A 17,253-nucleotide genomic window follows, 5' to 3' on the forward strand; every position below is an offset into this window, starting at 1 on the left:
GAGGTAAACATGAACTGGATGGAAGCTTTATATAAGACATATGAAGATAATGCCCAACGGACAGGCTTGAATTCTTCGGAAGAGAAAAATTCAAAAAACCGAACAATCACCCCGTTATTTCCGCTTTATCATGGCAGCCAAAATGCCCAGGTAACAGTTGTACTGGATGGTTCCGGTGCATTCAGACGAGCGGAGGTAGTCCCTGCCGGGAACCAGCAGACAATCATTCCCGTTACTGAAAAGTCGGGAGGCAGAACCAGCGGATTGTGTCCCCACCCCCTTTGCGACAAACTGCAATATGTGGCGGGAGATTTCACTAAATGGACAGGTAATACAAAAACCGGGTACAAAGAATATCTCAACCAACTGGAGCGTTGGAAAGATTTTGATCCTTCCAATGCAACGCTTTCTTCCATCTTTTTGTATGTATCCAAAGGCTGTCTTTTGGAAGACCTCGTCAAATCAGGAGTTCTTCCCGTGAATGAAGCTTCCGGTACCTTGATGAAAAAATGGATGGGAGAAAAAAATGACGCACCGGAGATTTATGCGGCTCTCGGCGTCGTTGGCATGGATGCCATCCTGATCAGATGGCGTGTGGAAATTCCCGGAAACCTTATCCCGGATGTATGGAAAAACAAGGAAATGTGGGATTCCTGGATCAGATTTCAAGAGTCACAGGAACAAAATACAGGTCTTTGCTATGTAACAGGTGAAATAACCAATTTGGCAATACAACATCCAGCCCGGATCAGAAACGCTGGAGACGGAGCCAAGATCATCTCTTCCAATGATTCTTCCGGGTTTACGTTCAGAGGCAAATTTGATGATTCAACCGAGGTTTGCGGAGTTGGAAGAAAAGTCTCCCAGAAAGCTCACAGTGCGTTGAGATGGCTTATTTCCAACCAGGGATGGAGGGATGATTCCCAGGCGATCGTAGCTTGGTCATCCAACAGTTTTTTGATACCGAATCCGTTAACCGACACTGAAGGGCTGCTGGATTTGGACCCTGATGAAGAACATGAAACTGTCCCGTATACGGCTGAAGAAACGGGACGGAAAATTAGAGAAAAAATCTCCGGTTACAAAGCGGAAGTGGCCAACACCAGCCACATTTTTATTATGGGCCTGGATTCAGCCACACCAGGGCGGCTCTCCATAACCTTCTTCAATGAGATGGATTCTGTGGAATACTGGAACAACATTGAACACTGGCATACCGAATGTGTGTGGTGGCAATGGAATAACAAAAACAAATTGTGGTACGTTGGAGCACCCTCTCCCCGAACTATCGCGGAAGTGGCTTATGGAAAATCTTCAGATGAAAAATTGCGCAGGCAAACAGTAGCACGCTTACTTCCCTGTATTATTGAAAAACGCCCCGTACCCTCTGATCTTGTGGAAGCTTGCATCCATCGGGCGTGTAACAGAAACGGCCTGGAATCTTGGGAATGGAATGTTGCCGTCAATACAGCGTGCGCTCTATTTCGATACCGATTTAACTCAACTAAAAAACAATACCATTATACCATGAGTCTGGATAAAACCATTACAGAACGGGGATATTTATACGGAAGGCTGCTCGCCGTAGCGGAATTGCTGGAAAAAACCGCCCAGAAAACTTCCTCCGACACGGAACGTCCCACGAATGCGGAAAAACTGATGCAGCGCTTCAGCATTCACCCCCATTCAACGTGGGAAATACTGCGCAAAGCATTGGACCCCTATCTTCAAATTCTGACCAAAAATGAACCTGGATTAAAATTCTACTATGACAGGGAATTAGCAAGTATCCATGCCCTTTTCGATCGAAACGACTTCATCGACGACAGCAAGGTGTCAGGAGAATTTCTTCTTGGATACTACTGTCAAAAATCAGAAATGTTCCCTAAAAAATCTTCTGAAAAAGAAAAGGAAAATTCCCAACCTAAAGAATAAACATTATGTCACTACAACATAAGATAGACTTTGCGGTGATTTTCACCGTAAAAAATGCAAATCCCAACGGAGATCCGTTAAATGGCAACCGTCCGCGCACCACGCTTGACGGGAATGGAGAACTTTCCGATGTCTGCTTGAAACGTAAAATCCGCAACAGGCTTCTTGATTTGGGAGTGCCTATATTTGTTCAATCAGACGATCACAAGGTGGATGAATGCAAAACATTAAAAGACAGGGCTTCCATCCTTCTGGAAGGAAAGAAAACCAAAGAGGAACAAACAAAGCTGGCCTGCCAGACCTGGTTTGACGTACGCGCTTTCGGCCAACTGTTTGCTTACAAAGGTACCGGGGAAAAAAAGAACGACGGCGTTTCTCTCGGGATTCGCGGCCCCGTCACCGTTCAGGCAGCTTTCAGCGTGGAACCTGTGGAAATCACCAGCACCCAAATCACGAAAAGTGTAAGCGGGGAGGGGGATGGAAGCAAAAAAGCATCTGATACCATGGGGATGAAACACCGTGTAGATCAAGGAGTTTATGTATTCTACGGGGCCATTTCTCCACAGCTTGCCTCCCTGACAGGTTTTAGTGATGAAGATGCAGAATTATTAAAAAATACTCTTCCTTTTATGTTTGAAGGGGATGCCTCTTCCTCCCGGCCTGAAGGAAGCATGGAAGTGAAGAAAGTGATCTGGTGGAAACATTCCTGCCCTGCAGGTCAATATTCTTCTGGAAAAGTCCATAGAAGCCTCATTGTCAATAATGATGGTACCTATGAATTGAAAGAACTTCAGGGATTGACCCCAGAAGAAATTGATGGATTTTAATCTCTCCTGTCCGGCCTATTTTCATTGAAAATAGGCCGGGCTTTGAATTTACTTATAATTTAGACTTTACCTTTCCCTTGTAAACTAACCCCTCTAAATAAAATTGGGGCAATATTTATTTCTTCATACTATGATATGGTAAATGAGTCACCCACTCTTTCCAGAACAATTCAATACTTTTTACTAAACACTTCCGTTTTTAGAAAATTCTATTGAGGGGACTCATTGTTTTAATAGCATTTTAGATTCTTTCTGTCTTGTTATATAAATACATCCCGTGAGGATGCGACTGTCCAGCTTTTTGATCCTGGATCCCTTTTTTGACTTTCAATTCGCGCACCCGTGAGGGTGCGACTCTTTCTGGCCGCTACGCTCGAACTCTCTCGCCGTTTCAATCCACGCACCCGTGAGGGTGCGACATCATAGAATTAAATCATATGGATAATTTAAACGTTTCAATCCACGCACCTGTGAGGGTGCGACTTGCGGCCATGCGCCTTCTCCAGAAACTTCCGTTGTTTCAATCCACGCACCTGTGAGGGTGCGACCCCTCCCTTCACCATCTTGCTCTCTACCCAATACGTTTCAATCCACGCACCTGTGAGGGTGCGACCGCAGCGCGGGCAGCAAACGGAAGAGGCCCGGAAGTTTCAATCCACGCACCTGTGAGGGTGCGACACTTCTTCAACCCGGTAAACTCCACCGCCGTAAAGTTTCAATCCACGCACCTGTGAGGGTGCGACTCACCTCTCCATTCTCAAATTGAAAAATGAAAATGTTTCAATCCACGCACCCGTGAGGGTGCGACAAATAAAATTCCAACTTCCGACCGCACAGATTGGGTTTCAATCCACGCACCCGTGAGGGTGCGACTCCGTTTTAAAACGCCCGTCCTCGCTTTGCGGCTCGTTTCAATCCACGCACCCGTGAGGGTGCGACAGGATTCCTTGCCTTGCTTACCATCCATCATGATGTTTCAATCCACGCACCCGTGAGGGTGCGACGGAGAGCGCTTTTCCAATACGACTTCCCGCATCCAGTTTCAATCCACGCACCCGTGAGGGTGCGACGGCGGCGTCATTCGCCTCCTGCTGCTGGACATGGTTTCAATCCACGCACCCGTGAGGGTGCGACTCTTGCAGTATTATCGGACTTCCGCTTCGAATTCTGTTTCAATCCACGCACCCGTGAGGGTGCGACCCCTGGCCGGAAGGGAAGCCCAGGAAAAACTCCTGGTTTCAATCCACGCACCCGTGAGGGTGCGACCTGATGCGGTTTTTCCGCCGCCTCCGGGCGGCGGTTTCAATCCACGCACCCGTGAGGGTGCGACTCCACTCCTTAGCCCACTCATCCCAGGCTTCATAGTTTCAATCCACGCACCCGTGAGGGTGCGACTGCTCAGCCTGAGACAGTAATGCCTGTTCAAGAGTTTCAATCCACGCACCCGTGAGGGTGCGACTGGCAAGGTCAGATCATGACTCCAAATGATGCCGGTTTCAATCCACGCACCCGTGAGGGTGCGACTGGCGTAGATAGCCTCCTTGTCTATGACAGGAACGTTTCAATCCACGCACCCGTGAGGGTGCGACCGACGAAGAAACAACAGGGCTATGTAGCACAGCTGTTTCAATCCACGCACCCGTGAGGGTGCGACTCTCCGGTAGTGAACATCCGCAGGCGTAAGGTGGGTTTCAATCCACGCACCCGTGAGGGTGCGACTCAGAAAGGTGCTATCATGCGGAAGTTCGAACCAGTTTCAATCCACGCACCCGTGAGGGTGCGACCATCCGGGAAGGAAGGATGGACCCCTGCAAATGAGTTTCAATCCACGCACCCGTGAGGGTGCGACAACTTACATGTTTGGCGCCCCGGAGGTATTCGGAGTTTCAATCCACGCACCCGTGAGGGTGCGACTCCCAACGCGCGATTCCCGCCCGTGCTGGAAACGGTTTCAATCCACGCACCCGTGAGGGTGCGACCGCTGGACGCCCCCTGCGTTACGGTATGCACGCAGTTTCAATCCACGCACCCGTGAGGGTGCGACAGCTTTGAGGATGATCCCAACAACGTGTGGTATGTTTCAATCCACGCACCCGTGAGGGTGCGACTTGCTCTGCTCACTATCCATCATGATGAACGGAGTTTCAATCCACGCACCCGTGAGGGTGCGACACGCGCAGGAGATTCATGAACACGTCAGTATTCAGTTTCAATCCACGCACCCGTGAGGGTGCGACCCCGCCTTTGGCCTCGCCTGCTCTACCGTGGACGGTTTCAATCCACGCACCCGTGAGGGTGCGACCCTTCTTCCTCCATAACTGTTTCAGTGTAAAGGGGTTTCAATCCACGCACCCGTGAGGGTGCGACAGCGTGAGGAAATATCCATTAAGAGAGAACAGCGCAGAAGGCTTTTTGCGCCAACTTCTCTCCATCACGATATTCCGCACGACTTAAATTTTGTAATTGGATATGTCAAACTTCGTTTTCCAATGACTTACAGCAATCGCCGAACTTCCGGGGAATTCCTGTGAGCTTGGGGTTGGCGCAAACAGAACAGCAGATTTTCAACAAGTGTTGAGATCATTGTTTTCCGCCTGCCTGTACAACCTGCATCTCCTGAATGCTAGACATTCATTCATGCGCCGTCCAGCAACTTTTCCTTTCATTACAAGTTCTGGAAAACAGAAGGCCGTTCCGCCATGAGCGGAACGGCCTTGGAGTATTTACAATATTTAATTCCGCTAAGGAACATATTACCGCACACGGGCAATGAGCCAGTGCAACAGGTCCTTAACGGCGACGCGTTCTTGTTCCATGGAGTCGCGGTGGCGGATGGTCACCGTGTCTTTGAGGGAAGGATCGTTTTCTCCGAGGGTTTCGAAGTCCACCGTGATGCAGAAGGGGGTGCCCACTTCATCCTGGCGGCGGTAGCGGCGGCCAACGGCTCCCGTTTCATCGTAGAAAACGGTCATCCAGGGCTGGAGGGTCTTTTCAATTTCCCGGGCAATGCGTACCTGTTCCTCGTTTTTCTTGAGGAGCGGGAAGATGGCGGCCTTGATGGGCGCTATGCGGGGGACAAAGCGCAGCACCGTGCGCACGTCCTTTTTGTCCTTGTCGTCCACAAGCTCTTCTTCATCGTAGGCTTCACAGATGATGGCAAGCACGGTCCGGTCACATCCGGCGGAGGGTTCCACAACATGGGGAATGAATTTTTCCCGCGTTTCTTCGTCGAAGTATTCCAGGGGACGGCCGGAACCTTTCTGGTGGCAGGTCAGGTCGTAGTCCGTACGGTAGGCGATGCCTTCCAGTTCCTGGATGCCGAAGGGGAATTCGTATTCCAGGTCATAGGTTTTTTTGGAGTAGAAGGCGCGTTCGTCATCCGGTACGTCCAGAATGTGGATGTGTTCACGGGGAACCCCCACTTCGTCGTAGAAACTGAGACGCTTTTCCAGCCATTCGTCCACCAGCCTCAGGCCGTCTTCCGGACGGCAGAAGTATTCGATTTCCATCTGCTCGAATTCACGGGAGCGGAAGGTGAAGTTGCGCGGATTGATTTCATTGCGGAAGGATTTGCCGATCTGGGCGATCCCGAACGGCAGTTTCACGCGGGAACTGTCCAGAATGTTTTTGTACTGGCAGAAGATGGATTGAGCCGTTTCCGGCCGCAGCCATCCGGTGGCGTTGGGATCGTTTTCATCGGAGGTGGCCCCGATGGTCGTCTTGAACATAAGGTTGAATTCGCGGGCTTCCGTCAGCAGGGAGCCGTTGGCGGGGTTGTACATGGTGGAGTCCGTGACGGGTTCCATACGCTCCCCCCGGAGCTCGATTTCCTTGTGGGATACGTCCTTGCCGGCCAGTTGCGCGTAGTACTGGGCCGCGGTTTTGCGGGCCTTGTCCGCCTGTTTTTCAGTTTCCACCAGCACGGAGTATTCCTTTTCCATGCTCCAGGAACCGTCCTTTTTTGCGGCTCCCGTGTAGAAGAATCCCATGCCGCTCTGGGCCGGCACCTGGTCGGCGCGCAGGCGTTCCTTGGTCAGCAGGCAGTCGCACATCGGGTCAGAGAAGCCGCCCACGTGGCCGGAGGCCACCAGCACGGAGTTGTGGGTCAGGATGGAGCCGTCCATGCCCACCACGTCGTCACGTTCCTGGACGGTTTTGCGCCACCAGTATTCCTTGAGGTTGCGCTTGAGCTCCACCCCCATGGGACCGTAGTCCCAGCAACCATTCAGACCGCCGTAGATTTCGGCTGCCTGGAAAATGAAACCTCGCCTTTTGCAAAGGCTTACAATTTTCTCCATTCGGGCGGGATCTGTATTGGTTCTGTCTGCCATGATTGAATATAGGTTGGGTTGGCTGTGCGGGGGTATTGATGACCTCAAACGGAGGGCAGTGAAAGCAAAAAGCGTGTCTTCTCAAGAATTCCAGGGGAGGGGAATGTTCCTGAGCAGCTGGGAGTCATAGCCCGCTTCCACGAGCGTGCGGAAGGCTTCCATCGCTTCCGGAGTTACGGGCTGTTCCGTGGAGAATCCCTGCCGCGGGTACTCCAGGATTCTCTGGAAGTCCCCCACCATGGCGGAGACAACCAGCTCCTGCGGCAGTTCTGCGGTCAGATATCCCCGAAAAGTGACGGGAGGGGAGCTGACCGCCACCCGCGCTTCCGGCCACTGGGCCTGGAGCGTGGCCAGCGTCCGCCGTTCCATGTAGGGCTTTTGCAGGGCAATGAGGCTGACAGGCTCCCCGATTCCCGCCCGTTTCAGCACTTCCCGTGAGAAGCGGACATTTTCCCCGGTGTTGGTGGATTTGTTTTCTATCAGGATGCAGTTTTCCGGAACGCCCGCTTTGATGGCCGCCTCGGCAAAGAGTTCCGCCTCCGGGACGGCCCAGCCTCCCGTAAAGCGCCCCATGCCGCCGGAAAAAAGGATGACCGGAGCTAAATGCCGCTTATAGAGCTCCGCCGCATATTCCGCCACGCGTACGTCATTGCTGCCAAGCACGAAGATGAGGTCAGCCGGGTGGAGCTCCTGCCCGACGTGATGGTAGTTCCACAAGATTTCTATGGCTTCATCCGGAGTCATCGCGCCTGTGTACTCAAGATTGGTCTCTCTGTAAATGCCGGATTCACCACAGTCCGCATTTGCCCCATTCCAGTGCGGCCCAGCCCAGCAGAGCATTGGCCACGGCGTGCATCACGATGACGGCGCACAGGTTTTTCTGCCAGACAGCGAGCAGATACGCCAGCGAGCCGTAGATGAAGGCGCCGCAGTAGTCCACGGGCTGATGCACGGCCATGAAGCAGAGCGTAGTGATCCAGTACGCTTTCCAGGAGTGCGTGCCGAACGGGACTTTCCACGGATGGTCCGGATTGACCAGGAAGCGCATGAGGTATCCGCGCCAGAAGAGTTCCTCCACCACGGCCACCACGATGACGGCGCGGAAGAACCGCAACGCCAGAGCCGTCAGCCAGCTCCAGGATCCCGGAGCAAATACTGCCGAAGGATCAAATCCCTCCGGCCGGGCGTCGATTCCCAGCAGATAACGGTACCAGGGCCATTCCGGATGACCGAACCACGCATCGGGGCCGCCCGGCAGGCGGTCCGCCGCCATGGTAGGGGCCAACCAGCACAGGATACCCAGCACGCCGAAGAGGATTCCCCACGCCGCAGGCTTTCCTTTCCAGTCCCAATCCACGGATTTTCTCCACCAGAGGACCAGAATGAAGCAGACAACGGCCTGGAGCGGGTAGAGCCATTGCCCGGGAGCCCTTCTCCACCACGCGGCAACCGGATGGTCCCATTCCAGAAGGGGGGCGCCGAATTGCCAAAGGAGGGTGAATCCCATGAATACCGCGAACGGCGCCACATACGCCTTCGTTTTCTGGTACTCCAGGTCGGAGTTCATGAGAAGACCGGGTCAGGAGAGTGTCTTGACGAAGCGCTCCATGCGGTTGCAGGCTTCCTTGATTTGATCGTAGGCCGTGGCATAGCAGCAGCGCAGGAAGCCTTCCCCGCTTTTCCCGAAGGCGGTACCCGGCACGGCCGCCACTTGTTCCTCCATCAGGAGACGTGTAGCGAATTCCTTGCTGCTGAGTCCGAATTTGGAGATATCCGGGAAGACGTAGAACGCACCGCCGGGCATATGGCAGTCCATTCCTATTTCATTGAAGCGCTTCACCAGGTAGTCACGCCGCTGGCGGTAGCTTTCCCGCATCTTGAGCATGGCATTCGTACCGTTTTCCAATGCCTCAATGGCCGCTTCCTGAGAGGTGATGGGCGCGCAAAGCATGGAGTACTGATGGATTTTCATCATGGCGGAGATGAGGGGTTCCGGCCCGCAAGCGTAACCGAGGCGGAATCCTGTCATCGCAAAGGCCTTGGAGACGCCGTGCAGCAGCAGCGTGCGTTCCCTCATGCCCGGCAGCGCGGCGATGGAGACATGCGGCTTGCCGTCGTAGCGCAGTTCGCTGTAGATTTCATCCGTCAGCACAATGAGATCGTGCTTGATGCAGATGCGCGCGATTTCCTGGAGGGTTTCCACCGGAGCCACGGCCCCGGTCGGGTTCGTGGGGAAGTTGAGCATCAGCACCTTGGTTCTGGGGGTGATGGCGGCTTCCAGCACGGCAGGATTGAGGGCGAAGAGATCCTGCTTGCTCGTAGGCACGGCGGTAGCCACTCCGTAAGCCATCCTGACGCTGGGCGCGTAGGAGACGTAGCAGGGTTCGTGGTACAGCACTTCATCCCCCGGATTCAGGACGGCGCGGAGAGCCAGGTCAATGGCTTCACTGACGCCCACTGTCACCAGCACTTCGTTCAGCGGGTTGTAGTCCACATGGAAGAAACCGCGGACGTATTTGACAATGGACCGGCGCAGGGATTCCAGGCCATAGTTGGAGGTGTAGGAGGTATGGCCTTTTTCCAGAGAGTAAATGGCGGCTTCCCGGATGTTCCACGGCGTAACAAAGTCCGGCTCCCCGACGCCCAGGGAGATGATGTCCGACCTGCCCGTGACCAGGTCAAAGAATTCCCGGATGCCGGAACGGGGTATGGAGCCTACCTGCTCCGCAATTTTATTCTGCCAGTTCATGATGTTTCCTTTCTTGACGGCAGAGGCTTACGGTGCAACGACGAGGCGTTCCGTCTGCGCGGGCGCTTCAAAGATACAGCCGTTTTTCTTGTAGGTTCTCAAATGGAAGTGCGTGGAAGTGGAGAGCACCCCTTCCAGTGTGGAGAGTTTTTCCGCTACAAACCGGGCAATGTCCCGCATGCTTTTGCCTTCCACCAGGACAAGCAGGTCAAATCCGCCGCTCGCCAGGTAGCAGGAGGATACTTCGTCAAAGCGGGAGATGCGCATCGCCAGGCGGTCGAATCCGCCGTCGCGTTCCGGAGTCATCTTCACTTCAATGAACGCCGCCACCTTGTTATCGTGTTCGTATTCCTCGTTCACCACGGCCTGGTAGCCCACGATCAGCCCTTCCCGTTCCCATTGCTCGCGCTGGGCCCGCACGGCTTCTTCAGTCATGTCAAGACGTTCGGCCAATTCGCCATCGCTCAAGCGCGCTTGAGTCGCCAATAACTGTAAAAGAGGTGCGGAGGACATAAATTTTCAGAGATAAAAGACTCTTTTGAAGCTGGCGTGTCAAGGATACATATTCCGGAAGACTGACATTCTCCTTTCCCGGGCCCTTTCATTCAAGCGCCTCATTTGAAGCCGGGACCATGCCTGTAAAAAGGGAACGCCATCGTTATCAACACAATAATAATCGTTTTAAACATTCGTTAGAATTAATTTCAGAGAATAGTTGCTCTAATCCGCCTTTTGTGCCATAATAAAGTGCATAGACCTATAGCGTCCTTTTTCCGGGGAACGCTGGACACCAATTTTTATATGACAGTTTGACATTATGAGTATGGCACTTAATCCTGACAGGGCTACCCTGAACTTTCTCAATGCCTTCCCGGAAGAAATCCGGCTGCGCGGTGAAAAGCTGCAAAAAGACGGAGCAGTTACACAAATTTTCGGCAATCATTTATATATTCAGGGCCGTGTGGAAGACGCGCACGGCGTCCACCGGGTGAATCTCCGCCTTCAGGGGAACAGGTGGTTCGGAGCATGTTCCACGGAAGACGAAGATCTGGCGGGCGCGGCCATGTATGCCACCATGCTGGAACGCATGTACCGCGGCCAGGACCTTCCGGAATCCCCCAACGAACTGAACGACGTTCCCCTGCTGGACATTCTGGAAGAGAAGCTGGGCCGCGAGCTGGACGACAAGGAGGCTGATTACGTAGGCAAGCTGGAAAAGCGCTACCGCCGTTTCGCCATTGAGCAGGAAATCCATGACCACGACATGGTACGCCTGAATCCACGGTGGGAAATCACCACCTATGATCCGCTGGAGCTGTGGCCGGTCCCGCCGACGAATATTCTGGAATTCTGGAATTACATTGCCTATGCCTTCAACAAGAGGCGCTTGCCCTATCCGGAGTTCATGGAGAGCATCACGGACCTGGAAAAGGTGCAGCACAAGATTCACGAGTGGGAACGCTCACGGGAGGTAGGCACCTGGTACGACCGCATCCAGTCCGTCAACGAACGGCCGCCCCAGCCTCCGCGCGGCGAGTTGTTCATGCGGCTCGTCTCCACCATCAACGAAGGGCACTTCGAATACCGCCATTCCCTGAAGCAGGACTGGATTCCCGTCCGGGAAAAACAGGACCTGGAACATCTGGAAAACCTGCATGAACGCGCCGCCGTGCGCATGGACGCCCAGACGGAAATCCTGCTGGTATCCCTGGCCGATTACGCCCATGAGGAAGACGCCCTGACGCTGGACCTGGACCAGGAGGCCGCCTGCGCCCTGATGAACAAGCTTTTCCACCAGCCCGCACTGAAGGGATATCTGGTGAATCTGGATGAGAATTATTTCAAGGTGGTGGACGAACCGCTCAAGTGGGTCTGCCAGGACGATCCCATTGAGCCGGACTGCTACGCGCTTCAGCTCGTCACTTCCTCCGGCATCAACGTTTCCCACTCCGTCAGGCAGCTTCCCGGCCAGCAGGAATTGTACCAGTCCGACGAAACCGTTTTCCCCGGCCCTCCCCGCTGGCTGGAGAGCACGGAAGTGGAACCCCGCTATTCCATCCCCAAGCAGGTCATCGACAGCCTGGAAGGCGTGGAATTCCTCCGCAAGATCGGAGCCACCCTGCCCCCCAGCATGGAGGACCGCGTGGTGGACATCGACCTGCGCGGCAGCTTTGACATGAAGATCGTGCGCGGCCTCACCTCCGCAGAAACGGAACACGTGCTGTGCGAAGTGACCGCCACGGACGCTTCCGGCTACCGCACGGAAAAACTCGGCAAGGACGGCTGGGAAGTGGCTCATCAGGAACCCATGCGCAACAAGGCGCTCCTGCGCTTCATCCGCGAACACCTTTACCCCATCCCCGGCCTGCTGGAGGAGATGGGCTTTTCCTACGATCCCCAGGTAGGGGCTTTCAAGGCGCGCGTCACGCGCCAGTTCCCTGAAAAGTTTGCGGAATGGGCCAAGCACCTGCCCGAAGAACTGACCGTGAACATGGATGAGAAGCTCAAGACGCTGCTGGCGGACCCGGTGGCGGCGGCCGTCCGGTTCGAGGTAGTCAACCAGGAGATCGACTGGTTCGACCTCCGCATCGTCATTGACGTGGAGGGCGTCCAGCTTTCCAAGGAACAAATCCGCGCCCTGGTGGCCGCCAGAGGCGGCTACGTCCGCATGGACGACGGCGGCTGGATGCGCCTGGAAATCAAGCTGGACAACGACCAGCGCGACGCCGTTACCCGCCTGGGTCTGGACCCCTTCGACCTTTCCGGGGAAACCCACCGCATGCACGCCATGCAGCTCGCGGACCCCAAGGCCGCGGAAGTGTTCGACCCGAAGGCATGGAAACGCATCAAGGACCGTACCGCGGAAATCCAGATCGACGTCAAACCGGACGTTCCCAGCCAGCTTCAGGCTACCCTGCGCCCCTACCAGATCGACGGCTTCCACTTCCTGGCCTACCTGGCCACGAACGGGTTCGGCGGCATTCTGGCGGACGACATGGGCTTGGGCAAAACCATCCAGTCCATTACTTACGTTCTGTGGCTGCGCGAGGAATACGCACGCAAGAACAAGTCCAGGAAAAAGCTCGCCGTTCCTCCGGTACTCATCGTGTGCCCCAAATCCGTGCTGGACGTATGGGCGGGGGAAACGGAGAAATTCGCCCCCGGCGTGCGCGTTCTCGTCATCCGCAGCAAGGACCAGGCCAATCTGGAGGACATCAACAAGAATTACGACATGGTCGTGGTCAACTACGCCCAGCTCCGCGTCTGCGGAGAAACTCTGAACCAGATCAAATGGCTCACGGTCATTCTGGACGAAGGCCAGCAGATCAAGAACCCGGATTCCAAGGCCGCCAAGGCCGCGCGGGACATCGTTTCCTACAACCGCCTCGTCCTCTCCGGCACGCCTATTGAAAACCGCCTGCTGGATATGTGGTCCCTCATGGCTTTCGCCATGCCCGGCGTGCTCGGCTCCCGTTCCTACTTCAAGAAGAGGTTCGACAAACGCAAGGACCCACAGAGCCAGAACCGCCTGGCCGCCCGCCTGAAGCCCTTCCTCTTGCGCCGTACCAAGTCCCAGGTGGCAAAAGACCTGCCGCCCAGAACGGAAGAGGAAGTGTACGCCAAGATGGAAGGCATCCAGAGCCAGCTTTACAAGGCGGAACTGCGCCGCATTCAACAGGCCCTGCTCGGCCTGGATTCGGACGAATCCGTGAAGAAGAACAGCTTTGCCATTCTTCAGGGCCTCATGCGCCTGCGCCAGATTTGCTGCCATCCCGGCCTGGTGGACCCGAAGTACGCCAAGGAGGATAGCGCCAAGATGACCGCCCTGTTCTACCTGCTGGACCAGCTCCGGGAGGAAGGGCACAAGGTGCTCGTCTTTTCCCAGTTCGTTTCCATGCTGGAAATCATCAAGAATCGCCTGGAAGCGGAGAACCGTCCGCTCAACTACCTCACGGGCCAGACCAAGGACCGCCGCGGGGAAATCGAAAAGTTCCAGACGACCAAGGACCCGTCCGTCTTCCTTCTTTCCCTGAAAGCCGGGGGCGCCGGCCTCAACCTGACTTCCGCCTCCTACGTCATTCTGTACGATCCGTGGTGGAACCCGGCTGTGGAAAGCCAGGCCATCGACCGTACGCACCGCATCGGCCAGAAGAACAAGGTAATCGCCTATCGTCTTCTGACGAAGGATTCCGTGGAAGAGAAAATCCGCATCCTCCAGCACCAGAAGAACCAGCTGGTTGCCAACGTGCTTGGAGACGAAGGCTTCACGTCCAGCCTCGGCATTGACGACCTGAACTTTATCCTCAACCACGGGGACGACGAGGAAGGTTAAAGCCGTCCGGCACTGCCGGATGGCAGTGGTCCATGATGAAAGACCAGAAAAAGGGCAGGATTCCTATTCCCGCCCTTTTTTCATCATCGGTTTTGGCACTGTTTCAGCGGCATGGCCGCTGAAATGTCCATTCGCCAGGCAGCATCACCAAGTCAGGCTGACGGGGTCCGTATGGTAGAGCATGCCGCCCTCGTCCCGGACAAGAAGCGTGAGCTGGATGCGCGCGGGAAGGCGAAGCATCTGAAGGCCGTTGAAGGCGAAAATCTGCCCCTGGCACAGCAGGGGGCGGGAACCGAAGAGTTCATCCCCCTCAATGACCTGCGTGCCGTCCTGGTGGGAACGGACGGTCCATTTTTTGCCGATGATGCGCACGGCCCCGTCCCCCATGTTGCGGATGCTCACATTGTAGGGCACGGGGATGCGCCCGTCGTCGCCCGCCATTTGCTGCAATTCCTGATCCTGGGAATACAGATTGCGCGGAGAAAGACGCACGTTCAGGCTCGTCAAGAGGGGAAGCACCATAAGGAACAGGGAGAGTTATGATTCCGCGGGCGCCAGCGCCGCCTTCATCAGCTCCAGCGTCGTCTTGCGCAGGGCTTCCACTCCCGCCTTCGTAGGCTTGGCTCCTGGAGCCAGCGTCATCTGCTCCTGCAACGTGGTCAGTAGGTTCATGATTTTGCCGATGTCCCGGCGTTCCTTCATTTCCGGCTCCACTCCGTCCAGAATGTAATGGAAGTATTCCGGCACGTCCGGCTGAAAAATGACTTTGGCCTTGTCTTCGGAGAATTTGTTGTCCAGGGCCGCCGTAGCGGCATCCAGCGCCCGAATCCAGCCGCCTAGGCCGATCAGGTTAGCCATGTCGGAATCACGCAGGGAGGCAAGCTCCTGCTCCACGTCGGACTGGATCAGGGCCAGATTATTCTTGAAACTGCCCAAATCGCCGTCCTCCGCATTTTTCAGCAGGCTGGCGGCGTGGCGGTTTACGCGCTCTCCGGCTCCTATCGCCTTCGCGTAGTTGGAGAGGTCCAGCGCAATGGGCTTCACTTCGTTCATCTTGCCGCACTGCACGATGACAAAGCCGTCCGCCATCATTCCTCCCAGTTGAAGAGCCAGTGAGCAGCGGTCCATCGGCGGCCGTTCCGGACGCGGACGCAGGGCCGCGTTTTCCGGGATTTCCGGCAGTCCCTCCAGGTCTTCAAAAATCTTGCGGATGGACGGGGCGGTAAATTCGTTGATTCCCAATTCCTCATTCATATGGGAGTCGTCCAGAAGGCGCTCCGGAATGGCCGGCTGGGACTGCCTGTCAGGCTGCGGAAGCTGGATGTCCAGCACGGCGCCGTCCCTTTCAGGTGCTTCTTCCCCGGGATCGGCAAATGCCATTCCCCCCGTCACGGATACGGCCGCGGCCAGCAGATAAAATCTCTTCATAACAATATTCAAAAAGGTTAGGCAAAACTGAATATGTCTTGACTCTCGGCTTATGGTGTCTTATACGGGCGTCGCGTCAAGGAAATCCCTTGCGTCTGACGCAAAAAGGATATTGAACAACCCATCCGCCCTGCATGAACTACAATTTTATCTGGCTCTTGTGCTATCTTCTGGTCCTCGTAGGCCTCGCCGGCTACGGTTTTCACCGCCTCACCATCGTTTACCTTTACTGGAAGAACCGCAACAACAAGCCGCAGCCCAAATCCCGCTTCCGGGAGCTTCCCGTGGTCACGGTCCAGCTTCCCATGTTCAATGAAAAGTTCGTTGTGGACCGCCTTCTGGAATCCGTCGCCGCCCTGGACTACCCCAAGGACAAGCTGGAAATCCAGATTCTGGACGATTCCACGGACGATACGACGGAACAGTGCTACCGGAAGGTGGAGGAATTGAAGTCCCGCGGCTTTGACGCCGTCTGCATTCACCGCACGGACCGCACCGGTTTCAAGGCCGGAGCGCTGGAAGCGGCCACCAAGGTTGCCAAGGGAGAATTCCTGCTGATCCTGGACGCCGACTTCGTCCCGGAACCCGACCTTCTGCAAAAGACCATTCATTATTTCACGGATGAAGGCGTCGGCCTTGTCCAGACCCGCTGGGGCCATATCAACCGGGAATACAACCTTCTTACCCGCGTCCAGGGCATGTACCTGGACGGCCACTTCGCCATGGAACAGACGGCCCGCAACCGTTCCGGACGCTTTTTCACGTTCAACGGCACTGCCGGCATCTGGCGCAAATGCGTGATCGGCGACGCAGGCGGCTGGTCCCACGATACGCTGACGGAGGACATGGACCTTTCCTACCGCGTCCAGCTCAAGGGATGGCGCTTCATTTACCTGAACGACGTGGTAACCCCCGCGGAACTTCCTGTGGACATGGACGGCTTCAAGTCCCAGCAGCACCGCTGGACAAAGGGCTCCATTCAGGTCTGCCAGAAGATACTGCTGGACATCTGGCGTTCCAAGGCTCCGCTGAAAGCCAAGGTGGAGGCCACCACCCATCTTACCTGCAATTATTCCTACCTTCTTCTGGCCCTGCTCTGCTTCCTGGTGTACCCCATCTGCACGCAGCGCATCCCGGAAAATGAAACGGTGGTCATGTGGTTCGTGAACGTGGCTCTGTTTTTCCTGACCAGCGTGGCCGTCTGCATCTTTTACATGAGCGCCCAGATCGTGGTGCGTCCCAAGTCCTGGTGGAAGGAACTTCCCTACCTGCCTCTTCTGCTCACCCTGAGCGTGGGCATGGCGGTCAACAACGCCAAGGCCGTTCTGGAAGCCATCTTCGGCCACCAGTCCGCCTTTGTCCGCACGCCCAAGTACGGCGTGGAACAGAAGGAAAACAGGCAGCATGTCTCCCAGCTCAAACGCAACGGGTACAAGGCGATCAAATCCGTTGTCATTCCCGTGCTTGAAATCGCCTGCGGCACTTTCTTCCTGAACCTGATCATCCTGATGATACGCCAGGGCCACTATATTTCCCCCATCCTGATGATTCCCTTCCTGGGATTCTATTACACCGGGTTCTGCTCCCTGGGCCGCATGATTTCCAATCTGATGCCCGCCCGGCAAACCGCCAAAGCCAAGAACTAGCCGC

At 55.2% G+C, this 17,253-nt stretch carries 11 protein-coding genes and 1 CRISPR repeat array; of the genes, 4 read left to right on the forward strand and 7 right to left on the reverse strand.

Going from position 1 to position 17,253, the window contains the following annotated elements:
• Positions 1-9 precede the first annotated feature (9 nt).
• Together cas8c and cas7c are read left to right on the forward strand one after the other, a co-directional pair.
• Positions 10-1,935, forward strand: coding sequence for a type I-C CRISPR-associated protein Cas8c/Csd1 (gene cas8c / locus V3C20_RS12715; RefSeq protein ID WP_130082595.1), 1,926 nt, complete (start codon positions 10-12; stop codon positions 1,933-1,935).
• Between the two features lie 5 nt (positions 1,936-1,940).
• Positions 1,941-2,762 carry a type I-C CRISPR-associated protein Cas7/Csd2 gene (gene cas7c / locus V3C20_RS12720; protein ID WP_130082594.1) on the forward strand — a complete coding sequence of 274 codons (822 nt, stop codon included), beginning with the start codon at positions 1,941-1,943 and terminating at the stop codon, positions 2,760-2,762.
• 324 nt (positions 2,763-3,086) lie between these two features.
• A CRISPR array of direct repeats spans positions 3,087-5,129; the repeat unit is 31 nt; unit sequence GTTTCAATCCACGCACCCGTGAGGGTGCGAC.
• Between the two features lie 386 nt (positions 5,130-5,515).
• Here the strand turns inward: cas7c and V3C20_RS12725 are convergent.
• The 5 genes from V3C20_RS12725 to V3C20_RS12745 form a co-directional block, all read right to left on the reverse strand.
• On the reverse strand, positions 5,516-7,093 hold the full coding sequence (locus V3C20_RS12725; protein ID WP_130082593.1) for a glycine--tRNA ligase: 1,578 nt from the start codon (positions 7,091-7,093) through the stop codon (positions 5,516-5,518).
• A gap of 81 nt (positions 7,094-7,174) precedes the next feature.
• Positions 7,175-7,837, reverse strand: a complete 663-nt coding sequence (locus V3C20_RS12730; RefSeq protein ID WP_130082592.1) for a YdcF family protein — start codon at positions 7,835-7,837, stop codon at positions 7,175-7,177.
• A gap of 43 nt (positions 7,838-7,880) precedes the next feature.
• Entirely contained in the window at positions 7,881-8,660 is a 780-nt protein-coding gene (locus V3C20_RS12735; protein ID WP_130082591.1) for a CPBP family glutamic-type intramembrane protease, read from the reverse strand.
• Positions 8,661-8,672: 12 nt separating this feature from the next.
• On the reverse strand, positions 8,673-9,842 hold the full coding sequence (locus V3C20_RS12740) for an aminotransferase class I/II-fold pyridoxal phosphate-dependent enzyme (RefSeq protein WP_130082590.1): 1,170 nt from the start codon (positions 9,840-9,842) through the stop codon (positions 8,673-8,675).
• 27 nt (positions 9,843-9,869) lie between these two features.
• Positions 9,870-10,355, reverse strand: coding sequence for an Lrp/AsnC family transcriptional regulator (locus V3C20_RS12745; RefSeq protein WP_130082589.1), 486 nt, complete (start codon positions 10,353-10,355; stop codon positions 9,870-9,872).
• A 304-nt stretch (positions 10,356-10,659) separates the two neighbouring features.
• On the opposite strand from V3C20_RS12745, the gene V3C20_RS12750 reads away from it, so the two are divergent.
• On the forward strand, positions 10,660-14,175 hold the full coding sequence (locus V3C20_RS12750; protein WP_130082588.1) for a DEAD/DEAH box helicase: 3,516 nt from the start codon (positions 10,660-10,662) through the stop codon (positions 14,173-14,175).
• 144 nt (positions 14,176-14,319) lie between these two features.
• Here V3C20_RS12750 and V3C20_RS12755 read toward each other — a convergent pair whose 3' ends face one another.
• Both V3C20_RS12755 and V3C20_RS12760 read right to left on the reverse strand, forming a co-directional pair.
• Positions 14,320-14,697, reverse strand: a complete 378-nt coding sequence (locus tag V3C20_RS12755) for an ApaG domain (protein WP_130082587.1) — start codon at positions 14,695-14,697, stop codon at positions 14,320-14,322.
• 15 nt (positions 14,698-14,712) lie between these two features.
• Positions 14,713-15,603, reverse strand: a complete 891-nt coding sequence (locus tag V3C20_RS12760) for a hypothetical protein (RefSeq protein ID WP_130082586.1) — start codon at positions 15,601-15,603, stop codon at positions 14,713-14,715.
• Positions 15,604-15,737: 134 nt separating this feature from the next.
• Here V3C20_RS12760 and V3C20_RS12765 point away from each other — a divergent pair, with 134 nt between their 5' ends.
• Positions 15,738-17,249, forward strand: coding sequence for a cellulose synthase family protein (locus tag V3C20_RS12765; protein WP_067572993.1), 1,512 nt, complete (start codon positions 15,738-15,740; stop codon positions 17,247-17,249).
• Positions 17,250-17,253 lie beyond the last annotated feature (4 nt).

This window comes from Akkermansia sp. RCC_12PD (assembly GCF_036417355.1).
Lineage (GTDB): Bacteria > Verrucomicrobiota > Verrucomicrobiia > Verrucomicrobiales > Akkermansiaceae > Akkermansia.